At 38.6% G+C, this 21727-nt stretch carries 17 protein-coding genes; 11 read left to right on the forward strand and 6 right to left on the reverse strand.

The features are described 5' to 3' along the window. Positions 1 to 286: 286 nt before the first annotated feature. From QOL76_RS15985 to QOL76_RS16010, 6 genes are all read left to right on the forward strand, one after another. On the forward strand, positions 287 to 1597 hold the full coding sequence (locus tag QOL76_RS15985; protein WP_283413976.1) for a hypothetical protein: 1311 nt from the start codon (positions 287 to 289) through the stop codon (positions 1595 to 1597). A gap of 1 nt (position 1598) precedes the next feature. Next, positions 1599 to 2207: a hypothetical protein gene (locus QOL76_RS15990; protein ID WP_283413977.1), complete on the forward strand. Its 609-nt coding sequence runs from the start codon at positions 1599 to 1601 to the stop codon at positions 2205 to 2207. A gap of 387 nt (positions 2208 to 2594) precedes the next feature. Further along, the gene (locus QOL76_RS15995) at positions 2595 to 3080 is read left to right on the forward strand and encodes a hypothetical protein (protein ID WP_283413978.1); all 486 of its coding nucleotides are present in this window, start codon (positions 2595 to 2597) and stop codon (positions 3078 to 3080) included. 161 nt (positions 3081 to 3241) lie between these two features. After that, the gene (locus QOL76_RS16000) at positions 3242 to 3394 is read left to right on the forward strand and encodes a hypothetical protein (RefSeq protein WP_283413979.1); all 153 of its coding nucleotides are present in this window, start codon (positions 3242 to 3244) and stop codon (positions 3392 to 3394) included. Positions 3395 to 3427: 33 nt separating this feature from the next. Then, complete coding sequence (locus QOL76_RS16005; protein WP_283413980.1) at positions 3428 to 3910, forward strand: hypothetical protein; 483 nt, start codon at positions 3428 to 3430, stop codon at positions 3908 to 3910. 250 nt (positions 3911 to 4160) lie between these two features. Then, positions 4161 to 5186, forward strand: a complete 1026-nt coding sequence (locus tag QOL76_RS16010; RefSeq protein WP_283413981.1) for a proline iminopeptidase-family hydrolase — start codon at positions 4161 to 4163, stop codon at positions 5184 to 5186. Positions 5187 to 5250: 64 nt separating this feature from the next. Here QOL76_RS16010 and QOL76_RS16015 read toward each other — a convergent pair whose 3' ends face one another. Beyond that, positions 5251 to 6156 (reverse strand): sugar phosphate isomerase/epimerase family protein, encoded by a 906-nt coding sequence (locus QOL76_RS16015; protein ID WP_283413982.1) that lies wholly within the window; start codon positions 6154 to 6156, stop codon positions 5251 to 5253. A 111-nt stretch (positions 6157 to 6267) separates the two neighbouring features. Here QOL76_RS16015 and QOL76_RS16020 point away from each other — a divergent pair, with 111 nt between their 5' ends. The 4 genes from QOL76_RS16020 to QOL76_RS16035 are packed head-to-tail and all read left to right on the forward strand — an operon-like array spanning position 6268 to position 12497. Then, positions 6268 to 6990, forward strand: a complete 723-nt coding sequence (locus QOL76_RS16020) for a hypothetical protein (protein WP_283413983.1) — start codon at positions 6268 to 6270, stop codon at positions 6988 to 6990. Then, on the forward strand, positions 6987 to 9722 hold the full coding sequence (locus QOL76_RS16025; protein ID WP_283413984.1) for a carboxypeptidase-like regulatory domain-containing protein: 2736 nt from the start codon (positions 6987 to 6989) through the stop codon (positions 9720 to 9722). The genes QOL76_RS16020 and QOL76_RS16025 overlap by 4 nt, the downstream gene beginning before the upstream one ends. Further along, positions 9722 to 10879, forward strand: coding sequence for a DUF4249 domain-containing protein (locus tag QOL76_RS16030; RefSeq protein WP_283413985.1), 1158 nt, complete (start codon positions 9722 to 9724; stop codon positions 10877 to 10879). The genes QOL76_RS16025 and QOL76_RS16030 overlap by 1 nt, the downstream gene beginning before the upstream one ends. Before the next feature lies 1 nt (position 10880). Continuing rightward, on the forward strand, positions 10881 to 12497 hold the full coding sequence (locus QOL76_RS16035; protein ID WP_283413986.1) for a hypothetical protein: 1617 nt from the start codon (positions 10881 to 10883) through the stop codon (positions 12495 to 12497). 4 nt (positions 12498 to 12501) lie between these two features. Here the strand turns inward: QOL76_RS16035 and QOL76_RS16040 are convergent, their stop codons facing one another. The 5 genes from QOL76_RS16040 to tilS form a co-directional block, all read right to left on the reverse strand. Then, on the reverse strand, positions 12502 to 14157 hold the full coding sequence (locus QOL76_RS16040) for a mechanosensitive ion channel family protein (protein ID WP_283413987.1): 1656 nt from the start codon (positions 14155 to 14157) through the stop codon (positions 12502 to 12504). Between the two features lie 68 nt (positions 14158 to 14225). Continuing rightward, entirely contained in the window at positions 14226 to 16931 is a 2706-nt protein-coding gene (locus QOL76_RS16045; RefSeq protein WP_283413988.1) for a hypothetical protein, read from the reverse strand. A gap of 100 nt (positions 16932 to 17031) precedes the next feature. Continuing rightward, a complete protein-coding gene (mdh, locus tag QOL76_RS16050; protein WP_283413989.1) occupies positions 17032 to 17967 on the reverse strand; it encodes a malate dehydrogenase in 936 nt (311 codons plus the stop codon). A gap of 150 nt (positions 17968 to 18117) precedes the next feature. After that, on the reverse strand, positions 18118 to 18633 hold the full coding sequence (locus QOL76_RS16055) for a Crp/Fnr family transcriptional regulator (protein WP_283413990.1): 516 nt from the start codon (positions 18631 to 18633) through the stop codon (positions 18118 to 18120). 3 nt (positions 18634 to 18636) lie between these two features. Next, complete coding sequence (gene tilS, locus QOL76_RS16060) at positions 18637 to 19956, reverse strand: tRNA lysidine(34) synthetase TilS (RefSeq protein WP_283413991.1); 1320 nt, start codon at positions 19954 to 19956, stop codon at positions 18637 to 18639. Between the two features lie 48 nt (positions 19957 to 20004). Here tilS and QOL76_RS16065 point away from each other — a divergent pair, with 48 nt between their 5' ends. Then, positions 20005 to 21654, forward strand: coding sequence for an OstA-like protein (locus QOL76_RS16065; protein WP_283413992.1), 1650 nt, complete (start codon positions 20005 to 20007; stop codon positions 21652 to 21654). The last annotated feature ends 73 nt before the right edge of the window (positions 21655 to 21727 follow it).

Genomic DNA, 21727 nt, shown 5'->3' on the forward strand with positions numbered 1-21727 from the left:
AATGTAGTTTATAGGTTTTATTAGAGGTATTAAATTTTTGATAATATGATATATTAACCAAACCAAACCATTATTTAGGTTAGTTGGAATTTTGATGGCAGTCTTTATGGGATTGCTTGCGTCATCCTGTATTGAGCAGGAACTTGAGGAAGTTTCTAAGCTTGAAAACTCAGATATAGTAGCGGCGAAATCTTGGTATGAGGGCTTTGAAAATCAGAATCGAGGTCAAGAAAATGCAAGAAAAGTCAACAATGGAAAAGGAAAGCCTGACTGGTCTAAATCCAAAGTGTACCATCAATCGGATGGAAAGAAGGTTATTGAGGTTCAATTTGATTTTGAGGAAATTGCCATTCCAAAGCATTTGAAAACAGATAAGTTGGAAAAAACATCAGTACTCCAAACCTTAATTCTCTTTCCAAAGCAAGATGGGCGTTATGTCCCTTATTTTTTGAATATTTATCCAGATAGCCCGGATAAGAAATTCAAATTGAAAGATTTTATGGAGGGTGGATATCAAAAAATTCCGACGGATTTCTCTGGGGTGTATCGTTTTTACAGATGGAATGGTGATTTCATCAGTGGCTGGAGGGTTAAAGATGGGGTAAAAACCCATAGGATTAAGGATTTAAAGACCCAAGAAAAGAAGGGAGCAGGTACGTCTGCAAGAACCTCCAACTTTCAACTTTATTGTTACGTAGTTGAGACCACCTGGTTCCAATATACTTGTTTTGAGGGTATTGGGTGTACAACACCGGAAGAAATTGGAACTACTACGAATGGAATGGAATGTGAATTGGTGATGGCTCCTCCTACTCCTGGTGATACTGGTGGGGGCGGAGGCGGTGGAGGTGATCCCACTCCAACTGATGAAGAATGTGAAGTTCCTGAAGGAAATCTGGAAGGAGTTACTGTGGATTGTGATGAGGATGAAGAAATAAATTTGGCTAAGTTATCAACTTGCCATAAGCTGATTGTAAATCAACTAATTGGTTCAACACAAGAAGGGTTTAAAAGAATTTTTGAAAAATTCTCAGGTTCACTTTTACCGCCTTATAATTTTAATGTAAAATTTGAGTACGGGGATTGTCCGAATTCTGCGGCTGGTTGTACACAGCCATTTTTGGTTAATAACGAGGCTAAAATTACCTTGAATAAATCTATTTTATCAAGGGCTTCAGATCTTTCTATTGGTCGGACCATTCTGCATGAAATACTACATGCGTACTTTCTTTTTTTAGAGGATTTTCCTTCTGCAAATCAAGATTTGAACAGTCTTTTAAATTATTATATAAGTAAATATAATGTTTCTGGAAATATAAATTATAACCCTATTCATCATAATTTATTTGTTGAAAATATGTTTTTGAACGATATAGCAGTAGAATTGCGTTATTTTGCTGAATCTTTAGGGTATCCATCGTCAGTCTTAGACAACAATGATTTCTTTATGGATATGGCGTGGGCAGGACTTACTGATACTGATGTTTATAATTCATTGAGTAGTGCGAAAAAGGTAAGGATTAATAGTGTGTATTATTCAGAATTGACTGGAAGTCATAAAGGAGTTGTTTCAATTGGTACAAAAGCTTGTGAATGAAATGAAAATTATTGGTGTTTTTATAGTATTAAGTTGTTTGGTAGGTTGTGACCAAAGTCCATCTTCTAATAATAATTCTCACCATGTCTATGAATTTGTAAATTGGTTGTTTGCCTATGAGAACATATTAAATGACTCTCTAATTTTATTGCAATCAGAGGCCAATAGCACTTGGGCCGTTGAATATTTAGAAAATTCTTCTGACATCGAAGATCTCACAGAGCTGAAGGGACTTTCTTCTAAAAATCTAAATAGTTTTTTGAGTTCTACTGAATGGGAGACCATTTTAATTCAATCTACTGACAGGTTTGTTTTTGATTCAGCTATGTTGGATAGTCACATCCATTTGATCAATCAAAAGGAAATTGAGAATATTTTATCTACTCATCCAGAAAAATTTGAACAGTCTGGCTTATTTGATCTTTCGAATATGTATAGATCATACCAAATTATTTCAAAACCTATTTTCTTCAAGAATGGCAAATTTGTTGTGATTTACATCGAAACTGGTACATTAGATTTGATGGATGGTTCTCGTGGATTGGCATTTTATGAAAGAGTCTTGGAGGGTTGGGAGAAAATTTCAGTCGTCAGTTTGGAAAAGATGTAGTAAATTGACGAATATTTAACTGATCTGAATGTCATATTATTAGCTAGTCCTCTTTATTTTTAGTCTTTTATGAATTTGTTGTATAAAGAAATTATGAACTCTTTTTGAATGGCTAACATGTCAAAGTTCATTAGGTGCTATATAGTTTTGAAATATCATTATTGATTTTCGGGCTAAATATTTACCTTGATTTTCTTTCAAAAATGGTTCTGCCATGAATTTAATGTAAGTCTAGAAATGAAAACCTACCTCTTTGAATAACGCTTAAAGGAGCCTGGTATTCATTCTTAAAATGCTCCTAGCCTTTTCTCCATTTATATTATAACTTAATAAGACCCATGTTTTGAACCAATTTAATAGTATATTAAAAAAAGGTGAAATATCAGCATGCGATCCGTTATAATAACCATATTAATTTTATTTCTATTTCCTGTCCAGAATTTTGGGCAGGAAATACAGGAATATGCAATTCCTCAAGATTTCAAGAAGTTAATCATTCAAAATTTGATCTTGGAAATTAGGCCTAATGAACAATTTAAGAAAAAGTACAAGGGTTATTTTTTGGTTTTATCTATCTCTGATGATAAAAAAATTTCGACTGCGATAATTGAAAGTGATGAAAGATTTTCCATGCAAGAAATTGATGAAACTATTTCATCGAAGTTGAACGAAAAATTTCAAAATCTTGGAATTGAATTTCCTTCAGGTTGTCTATATGTATTTCCTGTTTTAGTGGTGACAAATTCATATTTTGAATTTGAGGATAATTTAGAAGAAGGAATTATGAGTGTTTATCCTAATATTAAATTCAATGATTTCGATTGTATAATTTCTGATAAAGTTACTATCGTGAAATTGACTCAAAGGATATGACTTCAGTAAAGTATGATGCCCATGATTACGTTTGAAAAGGTAGACTGTATTCAATTTCAAGAGCCACTAATTGTAACAGGTAAGCGAGGGATTTGAAAGGGTTATGATTCAAGCATTAATCGAATCATTCTGAAATTCAAATAGAAAAAGCCCAACAATTAATGGAGCTTAGTAAAGTGTTTTACCCTGATTATGTGTTGTTTAACAATCTCTTTGCCTCCGTTGCTATTGAAGAATTGGTGATTTACGATAAAAATATTTATAAATCTGAACTCTTCAAGGTGTTATTTGCCGATAACCTTGTCGTCATTTGATAATTTAATCAAGTCAAAAATTACCTTAATACAGTGCGTAGCTTTTTAACTTTTGCCTTCATTTTAAATTTTGCTTGGGTCTGTAATTCTCAAACTATCTCAAAAAGTGTTTTCAGTCAAGATTTCAATACTAGTGTTATTCAGAATCTTGTTTTAAAAATTAAGCCAGCAAATTCGAATAGAAAGTATATGGGGTATACTCTATTGATTTATGTTTCTACTAACGAAGAGATTGAAATTTCAAAATTTGAAAATGCAGATGGTGAAATTCGTCCAATCATGGAGGAGCTTGAAATGGGTTTTGTAAAAAGTTTGGATGATATTGATTTAACTTCTTATAAAGGCTGTTTGATAGTTTTTCCTATAATTTTTGAAATGATTGGTGCTGAAAATCTAGAGGATAATTTTTCTGAAGGTATAAAAAGTATGGTTCCCATGATTACGTTTGAAAAGGTAGACTGTATTCAATTTCAAGAACCAATAATTGTATTAGGTAAGCGAGGACATGGGTTTTGATTGAAGTTGATACGGTTTCAGCATATGCAAGAGCATGGAAGGATACTGGAGTAGATTGGATTGAAAAAGTCTGAAATATAAAGTCAGAAGTCTGAATTATTAGTCTAAAAATTCCAAGTCGAGAGGCTTGGATTTTTTTATGGTCGTAGCTTTAAGAAGCTACCGTATCCTATGAAGAAAATCAAGCTCATTTCAAGTTGAATCTATGATTTCTTTCTGCTAGATTAACAATTCACAAAATGGCTTACTTATGAAAACGGGTTGGTTTCTAGTTCTTTCAGCAGCAATTATCTTTTCGTCCTGTCAAGCATCCAATCAAACTGAGTCTATCGAATCAGAATCAACTTTAGATGAGTTTGAGGAAAGCATCAAGATGATCCCAATACAAACTCCAAAGGGAGAATTCAATGTGTATACTCAGAGAGTAGGTGAAAATTCTGACATTAAAGTCTTGCTACTTCATGGTGGACCAGGGATGACTCATCAGCAATATTCGAATTTCATAGACTTTCTACCCCAAGAAGGAATCGAATTCATATGGTACGATCAGTTGGGATCGGCATTTTCAGATCAGCCGAGTGATTCCACTCTTTGGACAATCGACCGTTTTGTGGATGAAGTGGAGCAAGTGCGAGTTGCACTGGGGCTTAACAAAGATAATTTCTACCTCTATGGCCAATCTTGGGGAGGAATGCTGGGGATAGAATACGCACTTCAACATCAGGAGAATCTCAAAGGATTAATCATTTCCAATATGATGGCGAGCCTAGATGACTATGAAAAATATGCTAAGGAAGTTCTAGGTCCTCAAATGCCTCAAGAAGTATTTGCTGAGCTGATGGAAATAGAGAAGAACAATGACTTCGAAAATCCTCGCTACATGGAATTGCTGGGTGAGCATCATTATCCCTATCATGTACTCCGCAAGCCTGCTGATGAATGGCCTGCGGAAATAAACAAAATGATGGGAGAAGTGAATCCTGAGGTTTATGTCTATATGCAGGGGTATAGTGAATTTGGGATAACTCCAGGTGCATCATTGGCAGGCTGGGATCGAAAGGCAGATTTAAAGAAAATTACTGTTCCCACGTTAGTCATAGCAGGTACTCATGACACCATGGATCCAGCTCATTTAGAGTGGATGTCAAATGAGTTGCCAAATGGTCAATTTTTACTTTGTCCCAATGGGAGCCACTTAAGTCAATACGATGATCCTGAGAATTTTTTCCCAGGTTTGATAAGTTTTTTGAAGGAGGTTGATCAAATGGAAAAGTAGCTACAAACGAAAACCCCTTTCACATTCAATTGAAAGGGGTTTTTGATTATAATCATTTTTTATTCTAAAAAAACTGCTTCATTTTCTTCAAGCCTGTATTCGCTACTTCCTGCGCATCCTGCGCCCAATACGTTTCATTGAAAAGCTCAAGTGACAGGAATTTATTACCACCCATTGCCTTGAGAGTAGCAGCTATTTCTTTCATTGGGCCTATACCATCTCCTGGATATACCCGATCACTGTCCTTTTGGTCTAGCCTCGGTTTGGAAGTAAAGTCATTCATATGAAATACCTCGATGGCACTTCCATTGATAAGTTTCAATCCTTCAAATCCAGAGCCGCCACGGAACAAATGATAGACATCCGGGAGCAATCGGGCATCTGGGTCATTGGCTGCTGCGGCGGTGGCCAAAGCCTGACCTAACTGATGAAAGGGCTCGAAAGCACCCCAAAACTCCAGTTGAGGCATGACGCCTGTTTTCCTTCCCAGAGCGATCAAGCGGGCGTATTGCTCGCCGGCTGCAAGCAAGTCTATTGGATCTGTTGCCCCGATAGCTGGAGCAGCTACACGTTTGCATCCGATTTCAGCCAGCATTCCCATTTCCTTTTCCATCTGCTCAAACCCCGCTTTGCTTTTGGCCAAATCCTGAGCCATCCATGGCGCAAAGCCAATGGCATTGACTGCAATTAGGTTTGCATCTGAGAAAAGTTTTTTCAGCGAAGCCAGTGATTTTCCTGTCGCTAGATATGCTTCCAATTCTGAGATCCAGAGTTCTATTCCATCATAACCTGCCTTGGCGGCAACTTCTATGATCTTTGGTAGATCAAGTTTATGCCCACGCAAAGTGCTCGTGTTTAGAGAAAATTGTATCGTTGCATTCTTTTTTTGCGTAGTAGAGGCAAAAGCGGGTAAAATAGGAAGAGCAGTGGCTCCTAGCGTAATAGTTTTAAGTAAATTTCTTCTATTCATCTTAGGTTTATTGAAAATATGGAAGGCTTATTCCATTCAAATACTATAACTACCGTTCAGACTATTCTAGCCAAAAGAGAAATTAATCTGTTCTAGTATAGCGCCCAACATATGCTAAAAATAAATTTTTTCGCACCTTTTCTTCTGTTTTTTCTGATTGCTGCCAACTCGTTTGCTCAGTCTCAGAATTATTTGTCTTTATACAAGGATCAGCTACCCTATTTTCAAGAGCTCATCACGGGAGGTCAATATCAAGAATCGCCGAGAAACTATGAAGGCGACCCTTATTATCTGGACAGGACTTTTGGAGAAGGTACACTGTTCATCAATAAAATTAAGTATACAGAAGTCCCATTAATATATGATGAAAACGCGGATGAAGTAATTACTTTCCACCCAATTCACCGACAAAAGATTTTAATTAATGCCGAAAAGGTGGAGGAATTTCAACTCAAAGATGGAAGCGTATTTCGGAAATATGAAGGAAATGAAAGCTATCTGCACGATAAGAATGGGTTTTACAGGGTGGAGAGTGATGGCAAAATCAAAGTATTGAAAAAATATTACAAGACTAAAGACCCAATAAAAGAGGTAGGTAAATTCACTCACAAATTCGAAGAGTTCTCGGATTTTTTCTATTGGTATGATGGTGAATTTGTACTTGTTCGGAGAAAAAAACAAGCCATTAAGAGTTTGGGGGTCAATAAGAAGGAAGTGAGGAAATATTTCAAAGGCAAGTCTCTTTATTTTTCTACCGATAAAGAAAGGTATATCCTGGAATTAGCAAAACTAAGAGAAGCTAGTACAAACGCATTTAACGGTTTTGCCGAATGAAAAAAATTCTACTCCTGATTTTAGTTGTTTTCTTTTTTACAGATTTAGAGGCTCAGACATACAACCCTAAGTTTACAGGAATGTATATAGGCGTGCCATTTGAAAGATTTGTAGAACGGATCGAGTCAGAATCTACTTATAAATTTTTCTTCAAAAAGGGAGATATAGAGAATCTTCAAGTCAATTTGCAGGCAAACGATTCGGATATCAGGATGATTTTGAATCAAGCACTTGCTGAGACCGGCCTGACCTATTCAGTTGATATGTCAAATAGAATTTGGATCACAAAGGGTGCAAAAATTCAGATTGAATTCCCAAAGGATTATTTTTTGGTTCAAGAGCGGCAAGATAATCTGGCAAATCCTGGAGATTCCTTAGGTGCATTTGATAAGAACAAGCGATTTGTGATTGGGAAGACAGCGGATAATCCACAGTCTAAAACAGCAACATTGAGTGGCGTGGTAAGCAGCATTGAATCTGGCAAGCCAATGAATGGAGCGATTGTTTTGGAGAAAGTAGACTACAATCAGGTCGCTACAGATCAGAATGGAAAGTATCAGCTCACCCTTCCAAAGGGAAGACATACCATCTGGGTGCAAAATATTGGAGGCTTTCAAGAGCAGCGTCAAATAGATTTGAAAGGAGATGGAGTATTCAATATGAGTATCGAGGAGACCATACTTTCCCTTGATGAAGTAGTAGTAAGTTCTGGGGCGCTTTCGAACGTGAATAAGCTGGATATGGGGGTTCAGTCCATCAGTATTGCAGAGGTAAAAAGGCTTCCTGCGGTCTTGGGTGAGGTGGATGTGCTCAAGGGAATTCTGATAATGCCGGGTGTGAATACAGTTGGTGAAGCTACCTCTGGATTTAATGTTCGTGGTGGAGCAGCTGATCAAAACTTAATTCTTTATGGAAACTCTACGATTTTCAACCCCACGCATGCTTTCGGCTTTTTCTCTGCTTTCAATGCAGACCTTGTAAATGGAGTAGAACTCTACAAAGGGTCTATTCCTGTCAACTATGGTGGACGACTTTCTTCTGTATTGCAAGTGGACCCAAAATTTGGAAGAAAAGACAAAATTGGTGGATCTGGTGGTATAGGTATCCTTACGAGTAGATTGAGTCTGGATGGTCCGATCGGTGATAAGACGACCTTTATGATTGGAGGAAGAACAACTTACTCGGATTGGGCTTTAAACCTCTTGGACGAGGAAGCTGATTTGAATGATAGCAAAATCACCTTCTATGACATTAACGCAAATATTCAGCATTCTATTAATGAGCAAAACACGTTGGAGTTGACCGCTTATTTGAGTCAAGATGATTTTCGATTTGACCCTGATACTACCTACTCCTACCAAAATGTAAATGTTGCATTAGGATGGAAGCACTTCTTCAATGATGCCTTGGAAGGAAGATTTACTGTTGGGAGCGATAGTTATGAATTTGGAATCATCGGAGTAGAGAACCCTCTTAATTCCTTCGATTTTGGATTTAATGTTAATCAACTCTTTTTAAAGGCTGATTTTGAATATCGAAAAAGTGATAAGCATATTTTCAATTTTGGAGTGCATGGTATTCAGTATAAGCTAAATCCTGGAAGGAATAGTCCCTATGGTTCCGAATCCATTGTACTGGAAAAAGAGCTGGATGAGGAAAATGCCCGAGAGGTCTCATTATTTTTTGGAGATGAATTTACAGTTTCAGAAAAGCTATCAGTGAGTTATGGAGGTCGGTATATGTTCTATCAATTGTTGGGGCCCATGACCGTGAACCAATATGTGGAAGGAGCTCCGATAACCGACAGTAATGTGATAGGAGAGAAGACTTTTGCTGATGGCGAAAATGTCAAAACCTATCATGGACCTGAATTCAGGGTTTCCGCAAGGTATACCCTAGATAATAGGTCTTCTGTTAAAGCTGGGTTCAACACCATGCGACAGAATATACATTTGTTGTCCAACACGTCATCCATAGCGCCAACTGATTCCTGGAAGTTGAGCGATACCTATATCCGGCCTCAAACTGGAGGACAGGCGTCTGTGGGTTATTATAGAAATCTTGCGCAAAATAAGCTGGAGTTTTCTACAGAAGTTTATTATCGCTACATGAATAACCTGCTGGATTATCGATCAGGAGCTAATATTATTCTTAATGAAAATATAGAACAGGATGTATTAAATTCTGATGGGAAAGCTTACGGCGTGGAGCTTTTGCTTAGGAAAAGCACAGGCTTGCTACAGGGATCTATTGCTTATACTTATTCCCGTTCGTTGATGAGAACCTCAGATGACCCAAGTATTGAGAAAATTAATAATGGAGACTTTTACTCCAGTAATTTTGATCAGCCGCATCACTTGGTAGTTACCGCCAATTATGAATTGAGCAAGCGAGTGAATACTTCCTTAAATGTTAATTACAGCACGGGTCGTCCAATCACATTGCCTATTTCTAAGTTTGAATATGCAGGATCAGAGCGTGTGTATTTCTCGGATCGCAATGCCTACAGAATACCAGATTATTTTAGAGTGGACTTTTCCATCAACCTGGAGGGGAGTCACAAGATTAAAAAATTGGCACATTCCTCCTGGTCACTTGGAGTCTATAATTTGTTAGGTAGAAGCAATCCTTACTCCGTTTATTACACTCCTGTAGAAGGTCAATTAAGAGGTTATCAATTGTCAATATTTGCTCAGCCTATTCCGTTTATTACCTACAATTTCCGTTTCTGATGAATAGACTTGTGCTACTTATATTATTTTGTGGGATGCTCCTTAGTGGATGCAGAGAGCCATTCAATCCAGAAATTGAACCCGCAGATCTTTCTGTTTTGGTAGTGGAGGGGTATTTGGATACAGAGGGATTACCTAGCAAGTTAAAGCTAAGTTATACCCAGAATATTCAGACTACTAATTCTTATTTACCTAGCTATCCATCTGCTGTAGTTTTTCTGAGATCAGAATCTGGCGAGCAATATCCTTTAACAGATTTAGGCTCTGGAGAATTTGAGTTTGCGTATGATATTCCTGAAAATCAGAATTACAGGCTCTACATCTCAACCAATGAAGGAAGAAGCTATACTTCTGATTTGCTACAGCCCATTCTCACGCCTGAGATCATTGATGTGGGTTTTGTGGAAAATGAGCTTGGAGTTGAAGTTTATTTGACCACTAAAGGAGACGAAAACGCGGATGATTTCTTGTGGACATTTGAGGAGACCTATTCTTTTCGCCCTAAATTCCTGTCTTATTATAAATTTGATCCTGAGACAGCAGATATAGTTTATAGGGATCAAGATGAAAGAACTGACTTATGCTATCGAGGTTCAGTGAGCTCTGATTTGATCTTGGAAACATCTTCAAGATTTGAAGATCAATTCGTTTTCAGACAGTCAATAACCCAAATTCTGAAAAATGATGAGCGACTGGGATTAAAATACAGTATTTTGATTTCCCAGAAAGCCTTGGATAAAAAAGCGTCAGAATTCTGGGAGATACTTCGTAAAAACTCAGATGATATTGGTTCGATTTTTAGTCCCTTACCTTCAAATATAGGAGGAAACATCAACAATGATCAGGATCCTGATGCACCTGTGGTAGGATTCGTAAGCTTGGGTACGATTAGACAAAAGAGATTGTTTATATCTGTGCAAGAAGTAGCACCTTGGATTGTCTATGAGCCCGCTTATGGAGGATGTTTTGTTGAACCGGATACCATACCCAAAACTGAATATGCCCAATCATTCGCTAGTGGCAGCTTTGTTCCTGTTTTTCCAATTTTTTCTGAGTTCAATGAATTGGAGCCAATTGGGTATCGAGGATCGCCTAGACCATGTACTGATTGTACGCTTAGAGGAACAAATGTAAAACCTGATTTCTGGGAGGATTAATATGAACTTATCACATAAATGCCTCGCCGTATTAATTTTTTCTCTGGGTTTTATCACAGTGACTTTAGGACAGACTAGTGAGAATGAAACTGTCTCTTTTACTATTCCAAAGACGATCTATTTTGGAGGCGAACGAGTTTGGATTAACAGCCAATCTATGATTGGAGACATCCCTACAGACTCGAAGATTATTTATGCAGAATTGCTGAATCGTTATAATGAGTCAGTTGCAATAGCCAAGATGCCCTTAGAGCATGGCCAGAGTTTTAACTTTCTTCAGATTCCGACAAACCTGCCATCCGATAATTACTTGCTTCGGGTATTTACCAGAATAAGCCCATACCAAAACTTGGAAGAAGGATTGGTCCAACAATTCATCACCGTATTTAATAAAACCGTTCCTCCTACAGTAGTGGCTGAACGAAAGGTGGTTTCTAGAATTCATGAGTCAAGTGAGATCGTGCTGTCTCAGCAGGTGAGCGCTCCCGGTACAACTCTAAAAATAGATTTTCCAACTGATATTGAAATTAGTAATGTGAGTATAGCCTCATTGAATCCTTTCATAGCTGAGCAAGGGATAATCTCTTCCTCGTTTGCCTACGAGTCTATAGATAAGCATAGTTTGATTCCGGAGCTTTTTGGGCACGTCATTGAAGCGAAACTTGAAGAGACAGCTATTGATACTACCAAATTGTATTACATGTCCCTACATGGTGAAAAGTCAGCGCTTTTTACAGATCGTCCTGATGCAAACGGTAGCTTGTATTTCGATGCAGGAGGGATGCGAAATTGGAAATATTTAGTTGCTCAAGCTGATGGAAATGAGTCTTTACTAGATTTTGGTATAGTTTCTCCTGCTCCAGTGACTCATTTTAAAAAGGATTTTATTTTCCCTCAACTCGAAATAAGTCCTGAAGATCAGATTTACCTACAGGAATTGTTGAAAGGTGGGCAGATAGAGGGTTATTTCGTCAATGAGTATGATGCCACCCAAATGCCGGTGGTAACAGGGTTTTTGGAAGATCGTACCTACCTACTAGACGACTACATCAGGTTTGAGACGGTTGGTACGGTGATTAAGGAATATGTCCCTGAGATTTCGCAAAGGAATGTAAAGAAAAAGAAGGAGTTTCGAGTTTTGGATAATGTTATGTTTACAGTCTTTGACTCCAATCCTCTAATGCTAATTGATGCATTGGTTGTTTTTGATTCGGATGTACTAGCTTCTTTCGATCCTACTAATTTCAAAAAATTAGACGTGTTGACTCGGACGTTTTTCTTAAATGAAGAGAAATTTCCAGGGGTAATGAGCTTCAGTTCATATAAGAATGATTTTGGAGGATTCCCTATACCGTCAAATGCGATTTATCTGGACTATGTAGGTATTCAGCCGAAGGTGAAATCTACCGAAAGGCTCTTTTCAGCTCCAATAGAGGAAGAGCGAATCATGGATTGGAGAACAGTTCTTTACTGGTCTGATGCCCCTGAGTCAGCTGCTGTACGTAATTCAATGGAAATCAAACTTCCTGATCTAAAAGGAAAGTATAAGGTCACGCTGAAATCTAAAACGCCTCAAGGAGATACTAAGGAGTACACAAGAACCTTTGAGGTCAAATAGGTTTTTAATCGTCTTTTCGTTTCAGCTCTGACTTTAGGAAGTCATTCAGCTTCGCTTCATATTGACCATGATATTCGGGCACTAGCGTTTTCTTTTCGGGGAATGACTCCATGTGCAAGGTTTGGGTCGGGAATGCGAATCGCACCCCAAGTGAGTTTGCAAGCTTTACAATTTGAACCAAAATTTCATGTCGGCATCTCAATTCTTCACCCCAGTTTGGCACTTCGAAGAAAATGTAAAACATGATGTCTTGACTAAAAGAGGATAAATTGTTGAAATACACATGAAACATATCCTTTCGAGTTTCAGGATGTGCCAAAACAATTTCTCTTAGACCTTTTACAAACTCATCAATGAGTGCAGGTGGAGTGTCATAAGTGACTGTCAAGGTGGTATAAAACCTTCTGTATTGTCTTAATCCATGATTGTCTAAGATAGCATCTGCTATTTTGCCATTTGGCACGTACATCAGTGAATTTCTGAACGTCCTGATTCGGGTAGATCTGAATCCAACTTCTTCGACGGTACCGTCGATGTCACCAGAGGTAATCCAATCCCCGACCTGGAAAGGTTTATCAATGAAAATCATAACTGAACCGAAAAAGTTTTTGATCGTATCCTGAGCTGCTAATGCAATGGCTACACCACCAATGGAAAGACCAGTCAGGAATGGGATAATATCCAGATTTAGGCCATCTCTTAGAATGAACAGGGTTCCTACAATGATGACGAAAGCCTTAAGGGTTTTCCGCATCAATGGCACTAACTGATCATCTAAAGTAGACTCTGTTTTAGTAGCCAACTTGGTGAAATAAGCAGCTACCACATCTGCCAATTTATAGAAAATGATAGTGATCAGGAAAGGCTTAAGTGTTCTAAATACAATCACTATCCAAGACCAGATCTCTATCGGCAACTGCAATACCCGGATAAAAAGTGAAAGTAAAACCACTATAAAATAGATGCTGATAACCCGGGCGACGGGCAGGATATAATCTTCACCTACCTTGCCGTAGCCGTATCTTTTAAATAGGTAAAGTATCAGTTTGTCAACAACCAAGGTGAACAACCAATGCGCAAGAAATACCAATAAAAGAAGGACGAATAAGCCTACTAATTGCCAAAGATGGAGACCCAGATATTGTTCATTTCCAATTTTGGGAAGTATATTGAGAAGCTTTGCGGTACCGAAAGGATAGGTCTCAGAGTGAAGTTTATCTATTTGACTTACGCTGAAAGCAGAGTATTGCCAAGTGTCGCCATTTTTTTGAAGAAATATTCCCGGTAGTTTTTTCTTATCGAAGTAATAAATGTTCTCATTTTTTGCAGAGGTGCTGTCGGAATAGTTTTGCTCGTTTGGAATATCGTTTGTGCGAATGAGAATTCCTTTTCCCTCAAAAATCTGCTTCAGTTTTACTGCCAGGCGCTCTCCATTTTTACCTTCAACATCTGAGAGATCTAGTGTTTTAGCTGCATTTTCAGGCTGATAATTCCCTTCTTCCAGATTATAGAAAAAAGAGAGAGTGGTATGGTAAGGAGAATTCAGATTTACTGAGCTGGCAGCTTCTAAATCATCCTGATTATCTAAGACAAGCTGGGAAAAAGAGTGAGTGCTAACCCAAATAAGCAGGAATAAGGAAAGGAAATACTTTTTCGGCATGAGTAGAATCTGTGATTTTTTGCAAGTTAGCCATTCGCTAGCCCAAGCCAAAGAAAATTTGGTTCTGCTTAATTAGCTAATTGAAATTCTGTAAGTGTGGAACGACTCACTGTTCTGATTAAATATTGATCTAAAGATGCCTGATAGGTAATTTGGATAGTGCCAGTACTCTCTAGAGGCATGGTGGTTTGTAGATTCCCACTCAGATCATACAGATAGCAAAAGCCTTGATTAAGATCAGTGATTGCGAATAATTGTCTGTCAGAACCGAAATCAAAGTATTGATAGAGTAGATTCTCGTCCGAGACTCTTGTGCTGAACAGCCTCTTTTCACTTCTATCTAGGACACTTACTTCGTTATATTGTCGTGAGATAAATACAAAATCGTTCTGTTTCTGATCAGGAATCAGTAAAAACTCACTATCACGATCATCTTTGACCAGTTGGTTTCTATAGCCAACTTCTCCATTGAAGTTAGTATGAATTACCTCACCATTTGCGGTAATTCCCACCAACTGGCTGGATCTAGAGCTCGGATCCCTCCAAGATATCAAACCAGAAGTAAATGATTCACCAAGTTTGATTGAAGAACCAGCTTGACTTTCGCCCCTTCGGTTAAAAAGGTGAAGTGCGCCATTTTCAGCTAATGCTACCATGTAATCCCCCTTTCCGGGAACACGGTAATGCGCAGGTGCACCTATGGTTTTGGCTCCAATGCGATTAGGATTCCAACCTTCCAGTTTGTTACCAGTTTTGTCAATTAAATATAAATTGCCAGCTTCTGTGCTGACGAAAAAGCGATAATCTTTAGAGTTACTATAATCGACTAGGTTGAGATGGGTGATTTTCTCAGCATTTGCTCCAAAAGGATATCCAGGTAGGGGAGTGCCTAGTCTATCAATTCCATAGATTTTATCAGCTGTTGCGACTAACAGTTGAAGCTTACCGTTTTTATAGTAATCAATTTGAAATGCATCTGAAACAATAGGTCCTGTAAGTTGCTCTGAGTAAACCTCCTGGCCAGCAGAATTGATTAAATAGAGGACATTATTCTGGTCCTGTACCAATAAATCTTCCGTATTGTCCTGATAGTTTATGATTGATTTTGGACCATAGATTAACTGGTGGTCAAAGGAAATCCTATTGCTTGGCTGCAAGGATATTGCATCAGTTGTTTCAATATTTGGCTTGGATCCACCGTCATAGGGAAAACTAAGAGTGGCTTCTGTTTTGTCCTGTATCTGATTTATTTTGAAGGAAACCCAAGGGAAGGAAAGAAATGCCTCTGAATATTTCTGTAAGAATGAACTCCAGGATGGATTTGCTTTTTTTGTCCAAGTATCCCAAATGTTATCAGTAAGATAAATGCGACTAAAGCCAGCGGTAGGGGTCAAGTCTTTTTTGGCTTCTGGGGCTCTAGCAGATTTTCCCCAGGTACTACCAGAATTGATGTCGTCTAGCATCAGCTTCATTGCCTGCTGAGAATTGGTAAAGATTAACACATCTTCGTCTGAGGTAATGAACGTCTGCCCAAAGCCTGGGAATTTTCCTCCAAATAAATGTGCAGGAAAATCTTCCTCGGATAGATAAAGAATCTCATGACCTGAATAGAAATCAGAACCTTCGTCGCTCTCGCTTTCTTGAAATTCTTTGAGTTGCTGGATAGCAAGATCAGCATCTCTAGTCCGAGCCAATAGAGCCAGATTTTGATCTGCCCCACCAGTATTTTCTAGATCCAATAAATATAATTCCCCTGTAAATGAGTCTAAAAACCCCTTGTCAAGCAGTTTTCTCTGAATATCTCCACTGAATGTTGCTCTGGCTATAAAAGCGCGATTAGTGATTTTCTGTGTTTCATAGATGCTCTCCAGGTTAATCTGGGTCAGCGCAAGCGTTCTAATAGAGATAACATCCTCAATAGATGCAAGATTTGCCTGAATAGAGGGGGTGAAATTAACCTCCTCTCCATACACTACCGGTCCTTTGAAAACCAGCTGATTTTCTTCCAAAGTAAGGTCCAAAGACGCTACCCCAGGCATAATTTCCAAAGCAGCAATTGTCGGGCTTTCTCTCAATCCACCTACACCCTTCAGGAGGCTGGATAATCCTTTACCATCGATGATCAGTCGACCTTGCGCATCAGAATTATACGGGATAGCTTTTGCCAGCGAGTAAAAACTTAATTGATCCTCATTTACATAAAAGCGAATGGCTTCTTCCACTAAGAAGGAGGAAGATGATACCACTGCCAAATCTCCTAGAAGTGAAATACTCCAAAGTCGGTTATTATCTGCATTGTAGTATTCCAATACATCTTGATCAGAGTATTTTCTTGATTGGAATCTTGACCCTGCAGGGAGACGTGATTTGATTTCTTCGATGAAATCTGTAGTGGTGGATGGCTTGAGATTTATAGTAAAAAGTAGTTCGAATGTCTCAATCCCTGTGGAATGAAGGCTGACGGTGGCTTGTTGTCCTTTTAGAGATTTTGCTATTTCGCCTGTTCCTCCATTCAGGCTATCTAAGGTGATGAGTTGATCAGATAGTCTTTGAAAAGCTGGAAATGCTTTTAAAATATCCCAAACAGGGTCATTTACTAGGGTATTCCATTGGTTTGCGCCTTCGTAGGTTTCAAACACAAAAACGGCATTCTGACTGATTACTTCTAAGCTATTGACATTGCGAGAAGAAAAGTAGGATTTGTAAATCCAAAAACCTCCAGCAGCGAGGAGTAGGGTGGTAAAAAGTATAAGAAGGCTTTTCCAGATCTTCACAGGCTCAGCGATGGTTCAGACGGCATATTACAAAAATCAGACCTAAGAAACCTTTGCACAAGCAAGAGAATCTCAGGTCTGATATATAAAAGAACTAGTATTACTTACCTAGTTTGTTCAAAACTTCCATTACTTCCTTCACATGACCTCTAGAAGTTTCAAGAAGCGCTTTTTCTTCAGCGTTCAGGTCTAGTTCCAATACTTTCTCAACACCGTTTTTGCCAAGAATTACTGGTACTCCAAGGTAACAATCATCGATTCCGTATTCACCTTCAAGTTTGATACAAACTGGGAATACTCTTCTTTGATTTTTCAAGATAGCTTCTACCATTTGCGCAGCTGCAGATCCTGGAGCATACCAAGCAGAAGTACCCATCAGCTTCACGAGCTCACCACCACCGAATTTGGTTCTTTCGATGATTGCATCAAGCTTATCTTTAGCTACCAATTCCGTTACCGGGATTCCAGCTACTGTAGTGTAACGAGGAAGTGGAACCATGGTGTCACCATGTCCGCCCATTAGGATAGCCTGGATTTCTTTTGGAGATACGTTCAGCTCCTCAGCAAGGAAAGCTCTGTAACGAGCTGTATCCAAGATACCAGCCATACCGATCACCTTGTTTCTAGAAGTACCTGCAGTGATGTGTGCCTGATAAGTCATTACATCTAGTGGGTTAGAAACCACGATGATGATTGCATTAGGAGAATGTTTGATCACGTTTTCAGTCACAGACTTCACGATGCCAGCATTCGTTTCGATCAAATCATCACGAGTCATACCTGGCTTACGAGGAAGTCCAGAAGTGATCACTACTACATCTGAATTAGCAGTTTTGGTGTAATCATTCGTGCTTCCAGTGGTACGGCTATCGTACTGGTTGATAGGTGCTTTTTGGAAAATATCAAGTGCTTTACCTTCAGCAACGCCTTCTTTGATATCAACTAGTACGATTTCCTCAGCGATTTCGCGATAAGCTAAAACGTCTGCACAAGTTGCGCCTACATTACCAGCTCCTACTACGGTTACTTTGCTCATTAGATTTATAGATTTTTATATGAATATATATTGCGTTAAAAAGCGGCGCTAAGTTATTAAACAATGCCTAGGAATCGAAACTGAGCCTCAAATACTTTGGAAGGAATTAAGGTTTTTTGACAAAAGTGTAAGCTTAAGGTTTGAACTGTCTTATTCAAACATTTGACGGAGGCTGAAGAAGCCAAAGGATTCTCTGTAAGAGCGGAAAAGTCTTTGATTGTTTTGGTTATAATACTCCGCCAGTGATGTCATCATTTTTGCCTTGATCTTTGGGTTACTATCAAAAATTTCCTGTATGGCAAAATGAGGGATAACTATTAATTCAGCCTCATCTGACACAATTAGCGCAGTATAAGTTCTCTTTGCATTTTCAATTAATGAGTTTTCTCCAAATGCCTCACCTCTTTTGATTTCAAGAATAGTTTCAAAATTATCCTTGACGTCGATAGTTAAGGATATATCACCGCTTTTGACCAAATAAAGCGCCTGGCTTGGATCTTTGCTGAAGAACACCACCTCATCTTTAACATACTTTCTATGATGCATAGCAGGGATAAATCGAGCCATTTCTTTATCCTTCAAATTTTCAAAAAACTTGATCTGTCCAAGAAAATGGAACATATTTTCCTCAGCTTCAGTGTATGTTTTAGAAAATGGATTCCGCATTGCTTATTGCTTTTTTAGATAAAGTAATTTACGTGTAGCTGCTGTTGATTTTGCCCAATCAGCAATTCTATACCCAATTACCCAGGCTATTTGATCTTCTGAAATTAATACTTTTATTCCCCGCTTTTTCACCACAGGTACCTTCAAATCTATCAAAAAGTCAGAGATTTTCTTTGCATTTTTCATGCCCAAGGGAATAAATCTATCACCCTCCTGCCAAGTCCTAACCTCAAGTGGAAAACTCAAACGTTCCAAGTCAAGCATGGCGTTTTGACGGCTTTTGTCTATAGCTTCTTGGGCTTCTAATTTAAGGAGGTCATACTTGCCTTCAGGTAAGAAAAACTCAATGTCATTTTTAGTGATAGAAATAGGATCAAATTCTGCCGGGATAGGTGCTAATATCAGGTGATCACGATCAATATTGAGCAGATGAGTGCTGCTTTCGAATAGCTTTCCAGATTCGCCGAATTGGCAGGTTTCCAAAATATCCTGGGCTTGATCAGAATTGAATCCGTAAGGGCGAAGCCAAAAGTACAATAGGGATGAAGCGCCTGCATTTCGGATTAAGTCCTTCGATGATAGGATTTGAAGGTCTTCAGATTCTGTGATTTTCTCAGATTTCCAGTTTTCAAAAAGTGCTGTGAAAGCCTTTCCTGTATCTTTTAGTCTGGCAAAGCTGTTCAGTAGGTTTGACTTTGCATCATCAGCTACTTCATAAAGCGCTGGCAAACTGATGTGCCTAAGTTTATTTCGCTTGTAGTCGGTTTTTTCATTTGAACTATCTTCCCTCCATTCAATACCATTTTCCAGAACAAATTCTTGAATTTCTGTTCTGCTGAAAGGTAGCATCGGCCGGATTATCCAGCCTCTACGCTCGGCCATGCCGTAAATACCTTCAATACCAGTACCTCGAAGTAAGTTTAGAAAGATAGTTTCAATCTGATCATCCTCATGATGTGCTATGATTATCCCTTCTAAGTTTCTTTCTGCTCTTAATTTCTCAAACCAATCATAGCGAATCTCTCTTGCCGCCATTTGCGTAGAGATATTTCTTTCGGATGCGAACCTGTAGGTGTCAGCGAGATGAACATGAAAAGGAATGCTTAAAGATTTAGCCCAATTTCTAAGAAACTCTTCGTCCTTGTCGCTTTCTTCTCCCCGCAACTGAAAATTAACATGGGCTATTTCAAAAGGGATTGATGCTTTGGTAAGAAGATTGCCTAAGCACATGCTGTCCATTCCGCCACTGCTTGCCAATAGGTAGGTTTTGGAGGGATTTAAAATTGATTTGTTCCGGATATGCCGGATAAAAGCTTCAACCATTGATCAAAAATATCATTTTCTAGTAATTTTGTCCACATTCGTGCAGCTATGACTCCAGCCTTATTTCGTATTTTCTTCTTTGTCCTGAGTTTTTGGGTCATTTCATTTTCTTCTCAAGCCCAAGAAACATCCATTTTGGAGATTAATAGTGCGGGTGAGTTAATCGGTAGTCAGGGGTATGAAAGATTAGTAGGGGATGTGAAGATGAAGCATCAGAACTCGCTAATTTATTGTGATTCTGCACATTTCTTCAGGTTGGAAAACAGAGCACGCCTTTTTGGGAATGTGAGAATAGTGGACACTGAAGACCCAGTACAGACTACTAGCAAATACGCTGAGTATGATGGAAATACAAAGCTGGCTAAGCTTCGGAAAAATGTCGTGTTCACTAACCAAAAAACTACACTTACTACCGAATTCCTTGATTATGACCGTGAGGCGAACATTGCATATTATTTCAATGAAGGGAAAGTAGTTGACTCTGTAAATGTATTGACTAGTGAGAGAGGAACATATGAAGTAAATATTGAGAGAATCACCTTCAAAAATGACGTGGTACTGGTAAACCCTGACTATACCATGAAAACCAATGATTTGGTTTACTTGACCATTCCGAAGACTGCTGAAACTAAAGGCCTGACCAATCTGATATCAACAGAAGGAAATACCCTCGATGCTCAAAATGGTAGTTTTTATGATACTCAGGGTAAGAAATTCAGGTTCTATGAAGGTGTTGTGGAGACAGAAACAAGTAGGATTAAGGCGAAGGAGTTGTACTACAGCGAGCTGGATGCCTATTATGAGGGTAAAGAAAATGTGAGTGTGCTCAATAAAGAACGGCAAGTGGAAGTGTTTGGGGATGTTGGAGAGTATTGGGATGAGCGAAAGTATAGTTTGGTTCATGGGAATGCATTGGTAAGGAGGTATTTTGAAAAAGACACACTTTACATGGCTTCAGATTCCTTGATTTCTCAGGACGGTGAAGCTGATTCTATGAAATATTTATTAGCTTTTAGGTCGGTGAGGTTAGTGAAATCCGATATGTCTGGTGTCGCAGATTCGTTGGTTTATAATTATGCGGATTCTTCAATACAGTTATTTAAAAGCCCGGTGATGTGGAATCAAAAAAGCCAAATTACCGCTGATAGTATGGTTTTTTATATTGCAAATGAAGAACTGGAGCGGGTCTTCATGAAGGATAAAGTATTTGTCATCACTCAGGATACAATTATGAACTTCAACCAGATGAAGGGTCGAACTATGGATGGGTATTTTAGAGATGGCCAGATGGATAGGATTGATATTGAAGGCAATGGAGAATCTCTTTATTTTGCTTTGCAGGCAGATACAATCTCCCAAGGGATCAATAAAACGCTCAGTGCGAATATCAAACTCAGGTTTAAGGATGGTGCTATACAACGTGTCACCTATGGGATCAAACCTGACGGCAAATTCACTCCTTTCCAACTTATTACAGAAGAAAATTCCAGATTAGAAGGGTTTAATTGGAGATTTGAGGAAAGGCCCACACTTGAAGATATTTTTTTGTGGAGAAAGCCTGAAGAAATTGATCTAGATGCAGAAAATTTATTCAATGAGCCGGATGTTGAATTAATTTTGCCTACAGAGGAAGAGATACAAAAATCACTGGAAAAACGCGGTTGGAAACCAGAAAAAAAGATTCCATCACGGTTGTAGGGGGTGTTAGGTTTGGCTTAACGTACTAGCGCCTAAAAAATTTCATTAGGGTTAACAGATTTTAACCGCATTT

The sequence above is a fragment of the Algoriphagus winogradskyi genome (assembly GCF_900182815.1).
GTDB lineage: Bacteria > Bacteroidota > Bacteroidia > Cytophagales > Cyclobacteriaceae > Algoriphagus > Algoriphagus winogradskyi.

Bases quoted from the DNA above. Each gene is read 5' to 3' on its own strand.
- QOL76_RS15990 (WP_283413977.1), top strand. From the start codon at position 1,599: ATGAAAATTATTGGTGTTTTTATAGTATTAAGTTGTTTGGTAGGTTGT.
- QOL76_RS15995 (WP_283413978.1), top strand. From the start codon at position 2,595: ATGCGATCCGTTATAATAACCATATTAATTTTATTTCTATTTCCTGTC.
- QOL76_RS16000 (WP_283413979.1), top strand. From the start codon at position 3,242: ATGGAGCTTAGTAAAGTGTTTTACCCTGATTATGTGTTGTTTAACAAT.
- QOL76_RS16010 (WP_283413981.1), top strand. From the start codon at position 4,161: ATGAAAACGGGTTGGTTTCTAGTTCTTTCAGCAGCAATTATCTTTTCG.
- QOL76_RS16015 (WP_283413982.1), bottom strand. From the start codon at position 6,156: ATGAATAGAAGAAATTTACTTAAAACTATTACGCTAGGAGCCACTGCT.
- QOL76_RS16020 (WP_283413983.1), top strand. From the start codon at position 6,268: ATGCTAAAAATAAATTTTTTCGCACCTTTTCTTCTGTTTTTTCTGATT.
- QOL76_RS16025 (WP_283413984.1), top strand. From the start codon at position 6,987: ATGAAAAAAATTCTACTCCTGATTTTAGTTGTTTTCTTTTTTACAGAT.
- QOL76_RS16030 (WP_283413985.1), top strand. From the start codon at position 9,722: ATGAATAGACTTGTGCTACTTATATTATTTTGTGGGATGCTCCTTAGT.
- QOL76_RS16035 (WP_283413986.1), top strand. From the start codon at position 10,881: ATGAACTTATCACATAAATGCCTCGCCGTATTAATTTTTTCTCTGGGT.
- QOL76_RS16040 (WP_283413987.1), bottom strand. From the start codon at position 14,157: ATGCCGAAAAAGTATTTCCTTTCCTTATTCCTGCTTATTTGGGTTAGC.
- mdh (WP_283413989.1), bottom strand. From the start codon at position 17,967: ATGAGCAAAGTAACCGTAGTAGGAGCTGGTAATGTAGGCGCAACTTGT.
- QOL76_RS16055 (WP_283413990.1), bottom strand. From the start codon at position 18,633: ATGCGGAATCCATTTTCTAAAACATACACTGAAGCTGAGGAAAATATG.
- tilS (WP_283413991.1), bottom strand. From the start codon at position 19,956: ATGGTTGAAGCTTTTATCCGGCATATCCGGAACAAATCAATTTTAAAT.
- QOL76_RS16065 (WP_283413992.1), top strand. From the start codon at position 20,005: ATGACTCCAGCCTTATTTCGTATTTTCTTCTTTGTCCTGAGTTTTTGG.